The organism is Bradyrhizobium manausense, from assembly GCF_018131105.1.
GTDB lineage: Bacteria > Pseudomonadota > Alphaproteobacteria > Rhizobiales > Xanthobacteraceae > Bradyrhizobium > Bradyrhizobium manausense_B.
The window spans coordinates 3,708,550-3,725,471 of record NZ_JAFCJI010000001.1; the positions used below are offsets into that span (position 1 = coordinate 3,708,550).

At 65.2% G+C, this 16,922-nt stretch carries 15 protein-coding genes; 9 read left to right on the top strand and 6 right to left on the bottom strand.

All coding sequences use genetic code 11. The features are described 5' to 3' along the window. Positions 1-34 precede the first annotated feature (34 nt). From JQ631_RS17720 to JQ631_RS17730, 3 genes are all read left to right on the top strand, one after another. On the top strand, positions 35-1,015 hold the full coding sequence (locus JQ631_RS17720) for an amino acid--[acyl-carrier-protein] ligase (RefSeq protein ID WP_212327966.1): 981 nt from the start codon (positions 35-37) through the stop codon (positions 1,013-1,015). Between the two features lie 95 nt (positions 1,016-1,110). Beyond that, entirely contained in the window at positions 1,111-1,986 is an 876-nt protein-coding gene (locus tag JQ631_RS17725; protein ID WP_212327967.1) for a GNAT family N-acetyltransferase, read from the top strand. Between the two features lie 177 nt (positions 1,987-2,163). Then, complete coding sequence (locus tag JQ631_RS17730; RefSeq protein WP_212327968.1) at positions 2,164-5,031, top strand: PAS-domain containing protein; 2,868 nt, start codon at positions 2,164-2,166, stop codon at positions 5,029-5,031. Between the two features lie 138 nt (positions 5,032-5,169). On the opposite strand, the gene JQ631_RS17735 is transcribed toward JQ631_RS17730, so the two are convergent. Then, positions 5,170-6,864 (bottom strand): putative bifunctional diguanylate cyclase/phosphodiesterase, encoded by a 1,695-nt coding sequence (locus JQ631_RS17735; RefSeq protein ID WP_212327969.1) that lies wholly within the window; start codon positions 6,862-6,864, stop codon positions 5,170-5,172. Between the two features lie 220 nt (positions 6,865-7,084). Between JQ631_RS17735 and JQ631_RS17740 the strand changes: the two genes are divergently transcribed. Continuing rightward, entirely contained in the window at positions 7,085-7,345 is a 261-nt protein-coding gene (locus JQ631_RS17740; RefSeq protein ID WP_212327970.1) for a hypothetical protein, read from the top strand. 6 nt (positions 7,346-7,351) lie between these two features. On the opposite strand, the gene JQ631_RS17745 is transcribed toward JQ631_RS17740, so the two are convergent. The 3 genes from JQ631_RS17745 to mtgA form a co-directional block, all read right to left on the bottom strand. Then, the gene (locus JQ631_RS17745; protein ID WP_212328638.1) at positions 7,352-7,996 is read right to left on the bottom strand and encodes a hypothetical protein; all 645 of its coding nucleotides are present in this window, start codon (positions 7,994-7,996) and stop codon (positions 7,352-7,354) included. Between the two features lie 143 nt (positions 7,997-8,139). Continuing rightward, positions 8,140-8,322, bottom strand: coding sequence for a 50S ribosomal protein L32 (gene rpmF / locus JQ631_RS17750; RefSeq protein ID WP_007598106.1), 183 nt, complete (start codon positions 8,320-8,322; stop codon positions 8,140-8,142). Between the two features lie 163 nt (positions 8,323-8,485). Next, positions 8,486-9,160: a monofunctional biosynthetic peptidoglycan transglycosylase gene (gene mtgA, locus JQ631_RS17755; RefSeq protein ID WP_212327971.1), complete on the bottom strand. Its 675-nt coding sequence runs from the start codon at positions 9,158-9,160 to the stop codon at positions 8,486-8,488. A 159-nt stretch (positions 9,161-9,319) separates the two neighbouring features. Here mtgA and JQ631_RS17760 point away from each other — a divergent pair, with 159 nt between their 5' ends. Both JQ631_RS17760 and JQ631_RS17765 read left to right on the top strand, forming a co-directional pair. Then, complete coding sequence (locus JQ631_RS17760) at positions 9,320-10,243, top strand: polyprenyl synthetase family protein (RefSeq protein WP_212327972.1); 924 nt, start codon at positions 9,320-9,322, stop codon at positions 10,241-10,243. A gap of 193 nt (positions 10,244-10,436) precedes the next feature. Beyond that, on the top strand, positions 10,437-11,120 hold the full coding sequence (locus JQ631_RS17765) for a DUF1345 domain-containing protein (protein WP_212327973.1): 684 nt from the start codon (positions 10,437-10,439) through the stop codon (positions 11,118-11,120). A gap of 54 nt (positions 11,121-11,174) precedes the next feature. Here the strand turns inward: JQ631_RS17765 and JQ631_RS17770 are convergent, their stop codons facing one another. Both JQ631_RS17770 and JQ631_RS17775 read right to left on the bottom strand, forming a co-directional pair. Continuing rightward, positions 11,175-12,989 (bottom strand): caspase family protein, encoded by a 1,815-nt coding sequence (locus JQ631_RS17770; protein ID WP_212327974.1) that lies wholly within the window; start codon positions 12,987-12,989, stop codon positions 11,175-11,177. Positions 12,990-13,169: 180 nt separating this feature from the next. Further along, the gene (locus JQ631_RS17775) at positions 13,170-13,598 is read right to left on the bottom strand and encodes a GFA family protein (protein ID WP_212328639.1); all 429 of its coding nucleotides are present in this window, start codon (positions 13,596-13,598) and stop codon (positions 13,170-13,172) included. A gap of 95 nt (positions 13,599-13,693) precedes the next feature. Between JQ631_RS17775 and JQ631_RS17780 the strand changes: the two genes are divergently transcribed. The 3 genes from JQ631_RS17780 (at position 13,694) to JQ631_RS17790 (ending at position 16,852) form a co-directional block, all read left to right on the top strand. Beyond that, the gene (locus tag JQ631_RS17780) at positions 13,694-14,068 is read left to right on the top strand and encodes a nuclear transport factor 2 family protein (RefSeq protein ID WP_212327975.1); all 375 of its coding nucleotides are present in this window, start codon (positions 13,694-13,696) and stop codon (positions 14,066-14,068) included. Between the two features lie 173 nt (positions 14,069-14,241). Beyond that, positions 14,242-15,099 carry a class A beta-lactamase gene (gene bla, locus JQ631_RS17785; protein WP_212327976.1) on the top strand — a complete coding sequence of 286 codons (858 nt, stop codon included), beginning with the start codon at positions 14,242-14,244 and terminating at the stop codon, positions 15,097-15,099. A 142-nt stretch (positions 15,100-15,241) separates the two neighbouring features. Next, positions 15,242-16,852, top strand: a complete 1,611-nt coding sequence (locus JQ631_RS17790; RefSeq protein WP_249160321.1) for a Na+/H+ antiporter — start codon at positions 15,242-15,244, stop codon at positions 16,850-16,852. The last annotated feature ends 70 nt before the right edge of the window (positions 16,853-16,922 follow it).

Sequence of the window (16,922 nt, forward strand, 5' to 3'; positions counted from 1 at the left end):
CAAGAACAAATTTGAGATAGCAGGACACCCTCCCATGAACATTGCCGTCCTTCCCGATTCGCCCGAGACTGCGCCTGAGATCGTCGATCCGCTCGATCATCTCGCCGACAAGCTGTTCCACCGCATGGGCTCGGACGGCGTCTACGCCCGCACCGCGCTTTATGAGGGCGTCGTCGAGAAACTCGCCGCGCTGATCACCAGCCATCGCGAAGCCGGCACCGAAGCACTGCGCTTTCCGCCGGTCATGAGCCGCGCGCAGCTGGAGAAGTCCGGCTATCTCAAGAGCTTTCCGAACCTGCTTGGCTGCGTCTGCGGCCTGCACGGCACCGAACGCGAGATCAATGCCGCGGTGAGCCGCTTCGATGCCGGCGGCGACTGGACCACATCGCTCTCGCCCGCCGACCTCGTGCTCTCGCCCGCCGCCTGCTATCCGGTCTATCCGATCGCGGCGAGCCGCGGCCAGTTGCCGAAGGGCGGCCTGCGCTTCGACGTCGCGGCCGACTGCTTCCGCCGCGAGCCGTCGAAGCATCTCGACCGGCTGCAATCGTTCCGGATGCGCGAATATGTCTGCATCGGCACGCCCGATGATGTCGCCGATTTCCGCGAGCGCTGGATGGTGCGCGCCCAGGCAATCGCGACCGATCTCGGCCTGACCTTTCGCGTCGACTACGCCAGCGACCCCTTCTTCGGCCGCGTCGGCCAGATGAAGGCGGTGAGCCAGAAGCAGCAGCAGCTCAAGTTCGAGCTCCTGATCCCGCTGCGCTCGGAAGAGCAGCCGACCGCGTGCATGAGCTTCAACTATCACCGCGAACATTTTGGCACGACCTGGGGAATCCAGGACGCCAACGGCGAGGCCGCCCACACCGGTTGCGTCGCCTTCGGCATGGATCGTCTGGCTGTCGCGATGTTCCACACCCACGGCACCGATCTCTCCGCCTGGCCCGCCAAGGTGCGGGAGATGCTGGCCATGCAGCCGCAGGTCGCGGCCGACGCTCACGGCGAGGGCTGGCGCTAGAGCATGATCCGGAAACGTGCGAAGCCGTTTTCCGGAAAGATCATGCCGAAACGATAGACTCTAAGAGGCCGGCCATTTCTACGGGCAAGACGAGCGTGATCCACACCAAGGTCCGATGCCGCGAGATCACCGAAGCCGACGTCGAGGCGGTCGCTGACCTCTTGACGCGCGGCTTCGTCGGCCGCTCGCGCGACTATTGGATCCAGGGTCTCCGCCGGCAGGCCTTCCGGCCTGTGCCGGAAGGCTATCCGCGCTTTGGCTACATGCTCGACAATGACGGCGTGCCGGTCGGCGTGCTGCTGCTGATCTACACAACGCGGAAGGTCGGCGACGAGACCGCCATCCAGTGCAATTTGTCGAGCTGGTATGTCGAGCCGGCCTATCGCAATTACGCGCCGATGCTGACCAAGATCGCGCAGCGACACAAGCACGTGACCTATCTCAACATCAGCCCGGCGCCGTGGACCTGGCCGATCATCGAGACCCAGGGTTTTCGCGCCTATTGCCGCGGCCTGTTCGTCTCGGTGCCGGCGCTGTCGCGTGCCCCGCGCTGGAGCAAGATCGAGGTCATCCCGCCGCACGCCAAGACGATCGAGGGACTTTCAGAGGCCGAGACCGAACTGCTGACGCGGCATGCGCGCTATAATTGCCTCAGCCTGGTCTGCCGCACGCCGAAGGGCGTCTTCCCCTTCATCCTGCAACCGGTGCGCATCCGACGCGGTTTCATCGCACCGCCCGTGATGCAGCTGATCTACTGTCGCAGCGCCGCTGAATACGCCGCCTGCGCGGGCCGCATCGGCCGGCTGCTGCTCCGGCTCGGCAAGATGTCGGTGATCGTCGATTCCAACGAGCCCATCGCGGGCCTTGTCGGTATTTATACCGAGCGCCGCGGCCGCAAATATTTCAAGGGCCCGCATCGTCCGCGGCTGGCTGACCTCACCGATACGGAACTCGTGCTGTACGGGCCGTAGGAGCGTTCGCACCTACGATACCCCGACGTGCTGCGCTGCCTAACGCGTGGACTCTCCGCATTTGTAGTCACCCTCCGTAAACTACGGCGCTTAAGGGAATTTTCCCGCCTCTTCGCTAGGCTCGGTGGCTGAATAACGTTGCGTTAAGTCTATTGCCACCGAGATCCCGCTGATCCCATGACGTCGACCCGCGACAACGAGCTCGGTGCGTGCCGCGAGCAAGGCCAGCAGGCCCTGCTGTCGCTGAGCCAGCTTGCGCTCGACGGCATGGAACAGGGCGTTTGTGTTTACGACGCCGACAACCGCATCGTGCTGGTCAACACCCGTTACCTGACGCTGTTCAACTTGTCGTCCGACATCGTCCGGCTCGGAACGTGCTACCGCGACGTCCTCGCTCATAGCGTGGCGCAGGGAAATATCCCGGCACGTGAGCTCGACGCGCTCTACGCCTCGCGAATTGCGTTGATTGCGGCCGGCAAGCCGTTCCAGACCCGGCAGACGCTCGCAAGCGGCGTCGTCATCACGCTCGAACTGAAGCCGCTTCCGTCCGGCGGCTGGATGACGATCTGCGACGACGTCAGCCGTCTCGCCAGGCTCGAGACCGAGCTGCAACTCCAGACCGAGCGCAGCCAGCATGCGCTCGCGCACATGTCGCACGGCCTCATCATGTATGACGCCGACGCCCGCGTCGTCGTCTGCAATGAGCGCTTCCTGCAATTCTACAACCTCGACCCCACCGTCGTGAGACCGGGTATCACGCACAGCACGGCGATCGATCACTGGCTCTCGCGCGGCAACAGAGCAGACATGCCCGGGGAAGAGTTCCGCGATTCCCGGATCAACGACGTCCGGACCAGGAGCCCGAAGATCGTTCTGGTGACGCGATATGACGGCCGCAGGGTGCAGGCCGTGTCGCGGTTCATGCCCGACGGCGGCTGGGTCACCGTGCACGAAGACGTCACCGAACGGCTGCAGCACGAGGAGACACTGAAGCAGCAGAACCTCATGCTGGATGCTGCGCTCGAAAACATGGCGCATGGGCTCGCCTTCTACGACAGCAACATGCGCCTGCGGATCTGCAACTCCACGTACCGGGAGATCTACCGGCTATCGATCGAGGAGAGCAAGCCCGGCGCGCATCTCTCCGAGCTGATCGAGCGATCGATAGCGAACGGCGCCTTCTCCTCCGAATACAGCCCGCAGCAGATCCTGGAAGCCGCCCGCGCCCGGATCGAGAATAACGATTCCTCGCCGATGCGCCGGCGCATGACCAACGACACGATCGTCTCGGTACGCTACTGCGCGCTGCCGGAAGGCGGCTTCGTCGCCACCTATGAGGACATCACCGAGCGCGAACATGCGGTTGAGGAGCTGAGCGAACAGTATCGCCGCTTCGACGCCGCACTAAACAACATGAGCCAGGGCCTGTGCATGCTCGATGCGAGCCTGCGCGTGATCGTCTGCAACCGCCGCTACATCGAGATGTACGGCCTTTCGCCGGACATCGTGAAGCCCGGCATCTCGATGCGCGAGATCATGGAGCACAGCTGCGATCTCGGCATCCATCCGAACACGACCGGCGCAAAGCTCTACGCAGACTATGTCGAGCGGCTGCGCGAGGGCGAGCACACGCTGCACCGTCATTTGAGCGACGGCCGCATCATCAAGCTCAACCACAAGCGGATGGAGCATGGCGGCTGGGTCGTCACTTACGAGGACGTTACCGAGCGTCACAAGGCCCAGGCGCGCGTCGCGCACATGGCGCAGCACGACTCTCTGACGGATCTGCCCAACCGCACACTGTTCCGCGAGAAGATGGGCGAAGGGCTGAACCAGGTCGCGATCGCCGGCGGCGCCATGGCCGTGCTGTACTTCGACCTCGACAATTTCAAAACCGTCAACGACCGGCTTGGCCACGCCGCCGGCGACCGCCTGCTGCGCTGGGTCGCGGCGCGGCTGAAGGAAAACGTCGGCGAGCACGACACTGTCGCTCGTCTCGGCGGCGACGAGTTCGCCGTGCTCCAGCGCGGCCCGCAACCGCAATCGGCGGAGCGGCTTGCACGGCGCCTGGTCGAGATCATCGGCCACCCGCCGCCGCTGGAGAGCCAGTCGATCCATGTCGGTGTCTCCGTCGGCATCGCGATCGCGCCCGATCACGGCCTCGACGCCGACGAGCTGATGAAATGCGCCGACCTTGCGCTGTACCAGGCCAAGGCCAAGGGACGCGGCGCCTATCAGTTGTTCGAGCCCGAGATGGAAGAGCAGGCGCGCAGCCGGCATGCGCTCGAGCACGATCTGCGCGGCGCGCTGGAATCCAACCAGTTCCATCTGGTGTTCCAGCCGCAGGTGCGGCTCGACACCACCGAGCTCACCGGCTTCGAGGCGCTGCTGCGCTGGAAGCATCCATCGCGCGGTTTCGTCTCGCCGGCCGAATTCATTCCGATCGCCGAGGAGAACGGCCTGATCGTCCCGATCGGCGAGTGGGTGCTGCGCACCGCCTGCGCCACGGCGGTCTCATGGCCGGAGGTCACGGTCGCGGTGAACCTGTCGCCGGTGCAGTTCCGCTCGCGCGGACTGGTGGCGATGGTCACGAGCGCGCTGGCGGAAGCGGGCCTGCCGCCGCAGCGGCTCGAGCTCGAGGTCACCGAGACGGCGCTGCTCGACGACAGCGAAGCGACGATCGAGATCCTGCACCAGCTCCGCGCCCTCGGCGTGCGCGTCAGCCTCGACGATTTCGGCGTCGGCTATTCCTCGCTGAGCTATCTGCGCAAGTTCCCGTTCGACCGCATCAAGATCGACCGCTCCTTCGTCGGCACGCTCGGCGAAAGCCCGGAGAGCGTCGCCATCGTCCGCACCATCGCCAGCCTCGGCTCCGTGCTCGGCGTCGAGACCACGGCGGAAGGCGTCGAGACGGTGGAGCAGCTCGACTTCGTCCGCGAATGCGGCTGCACCGCGGTGCAGGGCTATTATTTCGGCAAGCCATGCCCGGCGGCCGAGGTCGAACGCACCATCGAGACCATGAACGCGGTTCGCCGCGTGGCGTGAGCCTCGTTCTCACGCGAATTTCCGCGAAAACAACCCCATGCACAGTAGAAGGACGTTGATTTCAAAGGAGAAATTCGCACCCTCGTCGCGAGATGGTGAAGCATGGCGCAAGTGCGCCTTGGCCGACCCTCTGATGCCTCACCCCGCCGCGGGCAGCGCACTGTCCGGCGGCGGGCACCAAGGGCGATCGGCTGACGCCAGCCCGATCAGGCGGCCCTGGATGTAATCGCAGCCCCAGTCGCGCAGCATGTCGGCGGCTTCTTCGTCCTGCACCCATTCGGCAACCGTCTTGATGTCGAGGCGGCGGGCGAGGTCGATCAGGGTCTGCACGAAGGCGCGGTCGTCGGCCGAGTGGGTGATGTTCTGCACGAAGGCGCCATCGATCTTGACGATATCCACGCCGAGCTTGCGCAAATTGCGGAACGAGGTGTAGCCGGCGCCGAAATCGTCGATGGCGATGCGGCTGCCGAAATTCTTGAGCCGGCCGACGAAGGCGCGGACGTCGTCGATGTCCTGGATCGCGACGGTCTCGGTGATCTCCACAATCAGCCGCTCGGCGACGCCGGGATGGGCCCGCATCAGCGATTCGATTCCGGCCCACCAGTCGGGATCCATCGTGGTATCGGGCGAGATGTTGAGGCTGAGCCGGATATCCGGCGCGGCCGCGAGCTCGGCGACCACGAGCTCGAGCACGCGGTGATCGACCAGGCGGATAAGGCCGAGCCGCTCGGCGACCGGCACGATGTCGGGCGCAAGCAGCACCTGGCCGTCGCCCTGGTCCATCCGCACAAGACATTCGTGGAACGCGCCCTCGCGCGTGGCAGCCGACACCACCGGCTCGTAAGCGAGCTTGATGCGACGTTCGTTCAGCGCGGTGACGATCTCATCGGTGACACGGATGTTGACGCGGCGCTGCGCGTCGCGCTCGGCGTTCGGACGCCATGCCGCGAACGAGCCGGCGCGGCGGCGCTTGGCGTCGTCCAGCGTCTCATGGGCGCGGTTGATTGCCTCGTCGGCATTGCGGGCATAGCGCGGCAGGCTGACCGCGCCGATCGAGACGGTGACCGAGACCGGGCCGGACTTGGTCGGCACAACCTCGTCACGGACGCCGGCAAGGAATCGCTCGGCGGCGACGTTCATGTCGTCGACGGTGCAGTTTTTCAGGATCAGACCGAACTTGTTGCCGGAGAAGCGGCCGAGCACATCGCCACCGCGCAAGCGCGCGCGAATCCGCCTGGCGACGTCGAGGATCACGGCATCGGCAACGTCGAAGCCGAAGGCGTCGTTGACGCGGGCGAGATGATCGATGCCGACCAGCATGAAGGCCGCAGTCGAGCGGAAGCGGCTGGTCTCCTCGATCGCTTCGGCCAGTGCCGCAATCAGATGGGAGCGGTTGAGCTCGCCGGTCAGCGGATCAAGCCGGGCGAGCTTCGTCAGCTCCTCGTCGCGGGCGTGCCGCTCGTTGTTGATGCGGACGGAGCCGATCGCGCGCACCGGACGGCCGTCGGCGCCGGCGAACCAGCGGCCGGTCTCCTCGATCCAGACCACGGCGTCCGAGGCGCTCACGCGCACGCCATATTCCACCCGGTAGGGCGTGCCGTCGGCGCCGTGCACGGCTGATGTCTGCGCCAGCGCGGCGCTCCGCAGCGTCTGCGCAGGCTCGATCAACTTGGCGAACTCGGCACCGGTCGCGAGCCGCTCGGCGGGAATGCCGGGGAAGATGGCGCCGGCCTGCTCGCCCCAGACGATGGCGTCGCTGGCGAGATCCCAGACGAACACGGCCTGGCCCAGGGCGGCGAGGATTTCGGAGGCTTGCGGCAATGCAGGGGTCAAAAGCGCCTCGTTTCGGGACAGCAGGGAGTCCTGAGCCGGCACAGGATACGGCCAGATTCGCCTCCGACCCTAGGCAAAGTTCATAAACAATTTGGAAACCACGTTTTCGCGGCCTGCGGAACGAAATCGGCTCGGCCGGCATAGTCCTTGCGAGACCATCACATGCACCGGCGCCAGCGTCCCAAAACGCGCCAGGTTCAACCGGATTAGCGGTGTTGCGATGGTGAATGCGGATCAGATCGAAGAGACAACGCGGGAGGCGGGTACCGCGCTGGTCCCGCTGATGCCGGTTTTGCAGTGGGCCCGCAAGGCGCCGCTGACGCGCCCCGATCCGAGCTTCGTCACCCAGCTGATCGCCAATGCCGAGCACCTGCCCCAGGCAAACCGGCTTCGCCGCGGCTCGTCCGAGGATGCGCGCATGGCCTATGGCAACAAGCGCCCGCTGCCCAGCGTCAGCTCGCGCACCCGACAGGTGGCGTAGCGCCGCTCAGCGCGGCTCTTCGGGCGAGGACGGCGTGCCGTTGCCCGGCTGCAAATGCGGCGAGGGAATTTCCGGCGACGGCGCGATGCCCTGCACAGGCTTCGGTGCGGGAGGATCCATCAGCACGGATTCGGCAACCGACTGCGCCGAGGGTGCGGGCGGCTCAGGCTGCGGTGCGGGCACGGGACCGAGCTTCGGCTCGAACGTCGACGCCGGCAGCGGCGCCTCGGCCTGGCGCTTCGCCTTGCGTGGCACCGCCACGGTCTCTGCGGCAACATAGGTGATGCGGCGGCGCGCGCGTTGGGCGATGCCACCGAGGAGATCAGCCATCGCGAGCAGCACCAGCAGGAAATAGGTGGAGTTGCCGAATTTGGGCCACATCACGAATTCGGCCGCGGCCGCGCCGAACAGGATCAGCGACAGCAGATGATCCATCAGGAATTTCGCGCCGGGCCGCGCACCCTTGACCACTTCGAGCAGCAGCAGCAGCACGCCGAGCGCCAGCAGCAGGTCGGCGAGCGTGACCGGCCAGGTCTCGCCTGTGATCATCGGCACCTTGAACAGCACGTCCGAGAAGGACACGCTGGGCATCAGGAAGGCGATGATGTTGTACACCGCGAGCGGAATCAGAAGCAGCGGGAAACCGACCATCGGCAAGGTGCCTTCTCGATCAAGACGTCCGGGCAGGACAATGCGGCGGCGAAGCATTGGCTCCGCCGCCGTCACTGTCATATCTCATGGCTGGGCCGAAATCAGGCGGGCGCGATTGGCCCGCCCAAAGAAAAGTCCGGAGCTCAGGACTCTTTCTTCTTCAGGACCTGGCGGCCCTTGTACATGCCGGTCTTGAGGTCGAGATGGTGCGGACGACGGAGCTCACCGGAGTCCTTGTCTTCCACATAGGTCGGCTTCTTGATGGCGTCTGCCGAGCGGCGCATGCCACGACGCGACGGCGAGGTTTTTCTTCTCGGAACGGCCATTTCAGTATCCTCTAGGGATTGGTGTCATCAGGGCATCGTCCGAGGACGGCTCAGCACCCAAACGGGGCGAGCGAAATGCCGATCAAGGCCGGGCTTATAGAGGAAGGCCGGCCGTAAAGCTAGGGTTCTGGGCCGGAAAAAACGCCCGAAAATGGCCCCGAAATCAGCGATTTTCCCGCCAGCAGGTCAGAAGCGAGGAGGCCTGCGCCCTTGCCACATAGGTGCCGGCCAGCCGCCGGACCCCTGGTCCCGGGGTTCTGGCGCTGCGCTTGACCGGATTCGGCAGAATCGAGGCCAGAAGCGCCGCCTCCCGGGAGGAGAGATCGGCCGCCGACTTGCCGAAGGCATAGGCGCTGCCCGTCTCCGCCCCAAACTGCCCCTGCGGTCCGAGTTCCGCGATGTTGAGGTAGATTTCCAGGATCCGGCGCTTCGGCAGGACGAGGTCGATCCACAGCGCCAGCGGGAATTCCAGCGCCTTGCGGATGAAATCCCGCCCCTGCCAGAGGAACAGGTTTTTCGCCACCTGCTGGGTGATGGTGGAGGCGCCCCGGAACGGCGTGCCGTCCTCCTTTGCGTCGTCGATGGCCTCGCGCAACGCGCCCCAATCGATGCCGTGATGCTTGCAGAAATGGGCGTCCTCGGCCGCCACCACCGATCGCGGCAGATGAGGCGACATCTCGGCCAGATCGATCCATTCCCGATGCATCGGCGCGCCCGTCAGCGAGCGCCACGCCATCAGCGTCGAAGCCGGATGACCGGTGCGGTAGAACGGCGCGATCACATAGGGCGTGAGAGCGACGACCACGAGCACGACCAGCAGGATTTTAACGATGCGCACATCGACCTTTCCGGCGCGAAATGAATGTGGCCGCCGATCCCGCCATTAAGTCTGTGATAATTCGGGCCTTTTCCAGCACTTTTTAGGCCTTCCAAACGATTGACTGGGGCGGGCGCATAAAGGATTGTCCGCCGAATTTTAGTTCTGGAGCCCCACTTGATGACCGGCACGTCCCCGTCCGATTTCGCCAAACGTCTGGACAAGACCGCTGATGATACCGAGGCCCTGCTCGGCCGCCTGCTGTCGGACGACATCCTGCACGATGAGATCGCCCGCCCCAAGCGACTGATGGACGCAATGCGCTATTCGAGCCTGAATGGCGGCAAGCGTCTGCGGCCGTTCCTGGTGGTCGAGAGCGCTGCCGTGTTCGGTGTTCCCCGCGAAGCCGCACTGCTCGTCGGCGCCGCCCTCGAATGCATCCATTGCTATTCGCTGATCCATGACGATCTGCCCGCGATGGACAATTCGGACCTGCGCCGCGGTCGTCCCACCCTGCACAAGCAGACCGATGACGCCACCGCGATCCTCGCCGGCGACGGCCTGCTGACGCTTGCCTTCGACATCGTCACCCGCGACGAGATTCATCGCGACGCCAATGTGCGGCTGCTGCTGACGCGTGCGCTGGCGCGCTGCGCCGGCATCGGCGGCATGGTCGGCGGCCAGATCCTCGACCTCGCCGGCGAAGGCCGTTTCGGAGGCAACGAACCGATCGACGTCGCCCGCATTCAGCAGATGAAGACCGGCGCGCTGCTGCGTTACGGCTGCATCGCGGGCGCGATCCTCGGCCAGGCCTCGAAGGCGGAATATCAGGCGCTCGACGATTACGGCCGCGCGCTCGGCGAAGCTTTCCAGATCGCCGACGACCTGCTCGACGTCGAAGGCGACGCGGCCGCGCTCGGCAAGCCGGCCGGCGCCGATGCTGCGCTCGGCAAGACCACGTTCGTGACCCAGCTCGGCATCGACGGTGCCAAGCAGCGCGTCCGCGATCTCTTGGCGCGCGCCGACAGCGCGGTGTCGATCTTTGGCGATCGCGCCGCCGTGTTGCAAGCCGCAGCGCGGTTCGTCGCCGAACGCAAGAACTGAGATCTTTACCTCTCCCCGCTTGCGGGGAGAGGTTGACATTCAAGCGCAGCTTGAATGTCGGGTGAGGAGGAGCCTCCGCGAGTCCAACTCTCACCGTCCTTGCGGAGGCTTCCCCTCACCCCAGCCCTCTCCCCGCAAGCGGGGCGAGGGAGCGGACTACCGCCGCGGCAACTGTGCGAGAGCCATCAACGTCATGGCCACTAACAAGGAAGACCCCGCTCTCGTCCGCTTCCGCCAGATGTCGCGGCCGATGCGGCTGATCTATTCGCGGCCGCGAACCTTCATCTCGCTCGCTGTCGGGATCGTCGTCTGCCTGCTCGTCCCCGGTTCGTACCGGCTGGTGACGCGACTGTTGTTCGGCTGGGATGCGCTGATCGCGGTCTATCTCGTGCTGGTTTACACGATGATGCTGTGCAACGACCACCAGCACATCCGGCGTGCGGCAGCGATGCAGGACGATGGCCGCTTCGTGATCCTGCTGGTGACGGCGGTTGGCGCGTTCGCGAGCATCGCGGCGATCGTCTCCGAACTCGGCGTTCATCACGGCGGCGCGGAGCTGACCATTGCCATCACCACCATCGCGCTTTCGTGGGCCGCCGTGCACACGACCTTCGCGCTTCACTACGCCCATGACTACTACCGCCATCCGCCCGGCGGATTGCAGTTCCCGGGCGGCGACAAGGAAGACCACGCCGACTATTGGGACTTCATTTATTTCTCGTTCGTGATCGGCATGACCGCGCAGGTCTCGGACGTCGGCATCACCGACAAGACCATCCGCCGCACCGCCACCGCGCACGGCATCGTGTCCTTCATCTACAACACGGCGCTGCTGGCACTGACGGTGAACATCGCAGCGAGCGCAATCGCGACATGATCCTCACAGCATTGTCCCGGACTTCGCCGGGACAATGTCAAGGGACCAACGCGCTCAGTTGCAGACCTCGGCATTGGCATCGACGTGGGGGCCCCCGCCGCCACGATACTCGAGATGGCAACCACGCTTGACCGGACGGCAGAGCAGATCGTTGCAGAAGATCTGACCGCTGCCGCCCGCAGCAGCGCGACCGCCGCCAGCCGCAGCGATGCCAGCTCCACCTGCCGCGCCGCCGGACTGACGACGCTGCCGTACGGGACGGTCATCGCTGTCGTCGCGTGTGGCGGTTGCGGGCTTGCTGGTCTTGGCCGGCTTGGCGGCCCGCTGCTTCTCGCACTCATTGTCGTCGTTCAGCGCGTATCCGTCGCCGCAGACGATCTTGGTGCATTTGTCGCCATCGGCCTTGAAGCCGTGTTCGCAGACCAGCGGACAGACGCGCGACTGCCTGGACTTGACCGTGTCGAGTGCATCCGTGCTCGCCACCTTCACGTTGAGCTTGGTGCCGGCGTAGCGATTGAACTGCGTCAGCGACCGCTGTGACGACGTGCTCCAGTTGCCATCAGCCTGACCGGAGAAACATCCGACGCGGCCGAGCTCGGTCTGCACCGAGCGGCTGAGATCGGCCGGCGTGGTCGCGGGCGTCAACGAGGCGACATTGGTGCCGGCAGGGCTCGCCGTGCTCGCGGGCGAGGCGCTCGGCGCCGTGGCCGCAAGATTGACACGCTGCTGCTCGGCAGCGGCAGCCTGCTGCTGCGCCTGCTCCTTGGCCTTTTGCGCGGCAAGCTGGGCCTGCTCGGCCGCCTTCGCGTCGGCGGCGGCCTTGGCCTGCGCATCCTTCTGCGCGCCAGCCGCAGCAAGACGATCGCGCTCGGCCTCCGCCTGCTTCGCCTTCTCGGTCGCCACGGCGTGAACCTGCTCAGCCTGCATCTTGTCGAGCTGGAGCTTGGCAAGGTTCGCGTAGAAGCCATCCGGATGCTGGGCCAGGAAGGCTTCCCACGCCGGCTTGTTGCCGACCTGAAGCGCAAGCTCGTAATCACGGCGGATATCTGCCTGCGGATTGATCGCGGGCGCGGGCGCCACCGCGGCGACGGCCTTGACCGGCACCAGCGGCACGTCTTCACCACCGAGCGAACCGTAAACGAACGGCTCCTGCTTGTTGGCGGTCGACCTGAGCACGTCGTCGCGCACGAAGCCGAAGGCGCGGCGGACGTCGAGGCCCGGCGTCGTCAGATGCTTCGACAGCGCGACCGTGAACGGGCTGTTGGCACCATCGCCATCCTGCGCGGTGAAGCCGGCCTTGGCCGAATAGGCGATCAGCGTGTTGGTACTGGTCGGCTCGACCTGGGCCAGGCCGCGGCCGATGCCGCGCGAAGCCACGGTGCGCCTCATGGTCCTGCCGAACGGATTGTCGCGGCAGGCGTCGAGGATCACCAGACGAAGCTGCTTCGCCGGCTCGACCGCGACCAGAACGCGATCGAGCGAGAGCGCTTCGTCGTAGACGTCGGTGTCGCGCTCGAGCTTGGCATCCACCGGGATCAGATAGTTGGAGCCGTCTACCTCGATGCCGTGGCCGGCATAGTAGACAACGGCGATATCGGCATCGCGGGTCGCATCGGCGAATTCGCGCAGCACGCGCCGCGTATCAAGCGCTGTCAGGTCGTGGCGGGAATCGACGACATCGAAGCCGGCATCCTTCAGCGTCTTCGCCATCACTGCACCGTCATTGACGGGATTGGCGAGCGGGGGCGCATGCTGATACGCCGAATTGGCGAGCACCAGCGCAACGCGCTTTCCGGCGAAAGCAGGCTGGGCGCCAAACATCAGTGCGACAGCGAGAAGAAGCGGGTAAATCCTGAATAAATTGCGCATGACACGCCTTCTAAAAATTCGGGGTAGTTCACACCCTCGGGACGACCTTAGCAAGATCCGCCGCGCCCGCCTGTGATGGAGGTCACGAAGACCGCGCAGGCGACAGGCCGGGACATCCCTTTTGTTAGTCGCGCCAGTGCGTTGGCGGTTCGCGGCCAAATGCGCCGGGGCCCATTTGCCCTAGGGTTCCCCAATGTGTCCCCGATGCTGCGGCAGATCATCCGTGATCTCGTGCCATGGCGCCTTGGAGCCCACGAAAATATGGGCGGTCGGGCGGATCGAGGGAGCATCGACCAGGGTTCCCATGGCGACATGGGCCCATTTTCCTTCGCGGACGCGGGAATAGAGCAGCGAACCGCAGCGAGCGCAGTGGGCGTCATGGGTGGTGTCGTCACCGTAGATGATCCGCTGGTCCCCGCCCCTGACGAGCCGGAGCCGGCTGTACGCGATGCCGGCGAACGGCTTGAAGGCAGACCCCGTGGTCCGGCGGCAGTTCGAGCAGTGGCAATTCAGTGCATAGGAGAACGCGTCCGCGACCTCGTAGCGGACCGCGCGGCAGTAGCATTCGCCGGCAAGGATACGAGCGTTCTGATGTTGCGAACCCGTCACGATGGTGCCCTCGCGCAATTGGCAGAAGACACCCATAGCGCAATTCGATGTGTACGACTAAGTTTGCGCCCAGCCATCATTCAAAGGGATGACCCATGAGCCAGAATCGGTCGAGCGTCGAAGCCGTCGTGCAATCCTATTTTGACGGGCTTTACGAGGGTGACGCCGACAAGCTGGGCGATGTCTTCCATCCGTCCGCCGATCTGCGCTGGGTGGAAAAGGACGAGCTGAAGATCCTGACTGTCCCGGACTGGCTCGCCTGGGTCCGCAAGCGCCCCTCCGCCAAGGCAGAAGGCAAGCCGCGCGAGGATTTCATCGTCACGATCGACCGTTCTGACGACAAGACCGCGTTCATCAAGGTCAAATGCCAACTGCCGCCGCGATTTTTCACGGATTACCTGGTGGCGATGAAGCTCGCCGACGGTTGGCAGATCGTGTCGAAATCGTATCGGTATGATCTGAAGGAGTGAGGCCGCTGCCCGAAATCGGGCACACTCGTTCGTCACTCTCCGTCATCGCGAGCGCAGCGAAGCGATCCAGAATCCTGCCGCGTGGACAGACTGGATTGCTTCGCTGCGCTCGCAATGACGGCGCGGATAACGCCCTCAATGCATCCCCCACCTCCTTTCTCCCAAGAGTCCCCATGCTGCTCGACCGTCGCTCCCTGCTCGCCTCGCTGTGCTGGATGGCCGCTTCACCGGCATTCGCCGCGGAGGCACCGCCTGAACTCGAATCCTATGAGCGCGACAGCGGCGGGCGGATCGGGGTCTATGCGGAGAATCTCGCGACCGGCGCAAAACTGAGCTGGCGGGCCGACGAGCGCTTCGTGATGTGCTCGACGTTCAAGGCATCGCTCGCGGCCTGCGTGCTGGCGCGGGTCGATCGCGGCGAGGACAGGCTGGCCGCGATGATCTCTTTTGGGAAGGCCGACCTGCTCGAGTACGCGCCGGTCGCGAAGCAAAATCTCACGGCCGGTGCGATGTCGATCGCGGATATGTGCAAGGCGGCCGTCGAGCTCAGTGACAACACCTGCGCCAACCTTCTGCTCGCGCGGGTCGGCGGACCCGCCGCGCTCACCGCGTTCTGGCGGTCGATCGGCGACACCGTTTCGCGGCTCGACCACAACGAGCCCGAGCTCAACCGCTCGCCGCCCGGCGACCCCCGGGACACCACGACGCCGGCGGCGATGGCCAACAACCTGAAGCAGCTGGTGGCGGGCGAGGCGCTGTCGCCGGCCTCAAGGGCCCAGCTCACCGAATGGATGGTGGGCTGCAAGACCGGCGCGAACCGGCTGCGCGGCGGCCTGCCGGCAGCCTGGAAGATCGGCGACAAGACCGGCAACAACGGCAAGGACGCATCGGGCGATATCGCGGTCGCCTGGCCCAAGCCCGATTCGCCGATCCTGATCGCGGCCTATACGCAAGGTGGCACGCCGAATTCAGCCCAGCTCGAAGCGGTGTTCGCGCGGATCGGACGCATGGTCGGGGAGCGACTGGGCTAGAGCCCCGTTCCGATTGAATCGGAACGGGCTCTGGATTCCGGCTTCAACGCGTTTTCTTCACGCGAACCGGCGTCCACTTCGCTGGAAAACGCTCCAGCCTGAGAAGATTGACCTCTTGGCCGCTTCCGGGCCAAGACAGGCCATGATCGCAGCGAAATTTCAGACCTTCCTCATCCTGCTCGCCGTGCTGGCAGGCACCGCGCTGGTTGCACGCCGCTTCAACCTCGCGCCTGCGATTCTGCTGATGCTCTCCGGTGTCGGCCTTGCGTTCGTGCCGGGCATGCCGCCGGTGGAACTGCCGCCGGAATTGGTGTTGCTGATGGTGCTGCCGCCGCTGATCTACTCGGCGAGCGTGGCGATGAGCTGGCGCGAGTTCAGGAATAATCTGCGGCCGATCGTGCTGCTCGCGGTCGGCGCGGTGATCTTCACCGCGGCGATGGTCGCGGCGGCCACGCACTACGTGATCGGCTTGCCCTGGAGCATCGGCTTCCTGCTGGGCGCCATCGTCGCGCCGCCCGACGTGGTGGCGCCGCTCGCGATCGCGCGCCGGCTGAACATGCCGCGCCGGCTGCTGGTCATCCTCGAGGGCGAAGGGCTTGCCAACGACGCCACCGCGCTGATCCTCTACCGCTTCGCGCTCGCCGCGATCGTGGTCGGGCATTTCTCGCTGCCGCTGGCAACAGGCGAATTTACCCTCATCGTCGCCGGCGAGATCGCCTTCGGCATCGGCGTCGGCTGGCTCTCGCTGCGCTTTCGCAAATGGTCCGGGGATCCGCAGGTCGAGCTGACGCTGTCGCTGATCACGCCCTACGTCTCCTACTGGCTGCCCGAGCATGTCGGCGGCTCCGGCGTGATCGCAACCGTCGCCTGTGGCCTGTATGTCAGCTGGAACGGACCGCTGCTGATATCGGCGTCGACGCGCCTGCAAGGCATCTTCTTCTGGGACCTCATCATCTATCTGATCGAGGGCTTGCTGTTCCTGTTGACCGGCTTCCAGATGCGCGCGCTCTATGAAAAATCAAAAGCGTTCCCGCTCGACGACATCATGATCGCGACCGCCTTGGTGCTGGTCATCATCGTTCTGGCGCGCTTCACCTGGCTCTATCCCGCGACCTATCTGCCGCGGATGCTGAGCAAGTCGCTGCGCAAACGCGATCCCTCGCCGCCCTGGCAATGGCCGTTCGCGCTCGCTTTCACCGGCGTGCGTGGCGCAGTGTCGCTGGCGGCTGCGCTGGCGCTGCCGTTCACGCTGCCTGATGGCGATGCCTTTCCGTATCGCGACCTGATCCTGTTCGTCGCCTTCGGCGTCATCCTCGTCACGGTGATCGGCGTCGGCCTGACGCTGCCGCCGGTCGTGCGCTGGCTCGGCATCGCGCAAGCCGGCCGCAACGAGCATGTCGCCGAGCATGAGGCCGAGATTGCGGCACGGCGCCAGGCGCTCGACGCCGCGCTGAAATCGCTGGACGCGCTGACCGAAGAGAAAGAAGTGTCGGACGAAGTGATGCGGCTGTTGCGCGCCCGCCACGAGATCCGCGTCAACCAGCTTCCTGACTCACTCGACCCCGCCCGTCACGACGTCTCCGCAGCCGGCACCGCGCTGACCCGCGAGCTGATCGAGGCCGAGCGCAAATTCATCCATGACCTCTTGCGCGACGGCCAGATCACCGACGAGACGCGGCGAAGGATCGAGCGCGATCTTGACCTGGAGGAAGCGAGCCTGGCGAACCGGGAGTATCAGGGCGCGCCGCTGTAGGCCTTCGTCATTGCGGGCGAAGCGAAGCAATCCAGATTGGCTCTGCGGGGGCAGTCTGGATTGCTTCGTC

Coding starts and splice junctions, on each gene's coding strand:
- JQ631_RS17720 (WP_212327966.1), top strand. CDS start 35: ATGAACATTGCCGTCCTTCCCGATTCGCCCGAGACTGCGCCTGAGATC.
- JQ631_RS17730 (WP_212327968.1), top strand. CDS start 2,164: ATGACGTCGACCCGCGACAACGAGCTCGGTGCGTGCCGCGAGCAAGGC.
- JQ631_RS17740 (WP_212327970.1), top strand. CDS start 7,085: ATGGTGAATGCGGATCAGATCGAAGAGACAACGCGGGAGGCGGGTACC.
- JQ631_RS17745 (WP_212328638.1), bottom strand. CDS start 7,996: ATGGTCGGTTTCCCGCTGCTTCTGATTCCGCTCGCGGTGTACAACATC.
- rpmF (WP_007598106.1), bottom strand. CDS start 8,322: ATGGCCGTTCCGAGAAGAAAAACCTCGCCGTCGCGTCGTGGCATGCGC.
- JQ631_RS17760 (WP_212327972.1), top strand. CDS start 9,320: ATGACCGGCACGTCCCCGTCCGATTTCGCCAAACGTCTGGACAAGACC.
- JQ631_RS17765 (WP_212327973.1), top strand. CDS start 10,437: ATGGCCACTAACAAGGAAGACCCCGCTCTCGTCCGCTTCCGCCAGATG.
- JQ631_RS17770 (WP_212327974.1), bottom strand. CDS start 12,989: ATGCGCAATTTATTCAGGATTTACCCGCTTCTTCTCGCTGTCGCACTG.
- JQ631_RS17780 (WP_212327975.1), top strand. CDS start 13,694: ATGAGCCAGAATCGGTCGAGCGTCGAAGCCGTCGTGCAATCCTATTTT.
- bla (WP_212327976.1), top strand. CDS start 14,242: ATGCTGCTCGACCGTCGCTCCCTGCTCGCCTCGCTGTGCTGGATGGCC.
- JQ631_RS17790 (WP_249160321.1), top strand. CDS start 15,242: ATGATCGCAGCGAAATTTCAGACCTTCCTCATCCTGCTCGCCGTGCTG.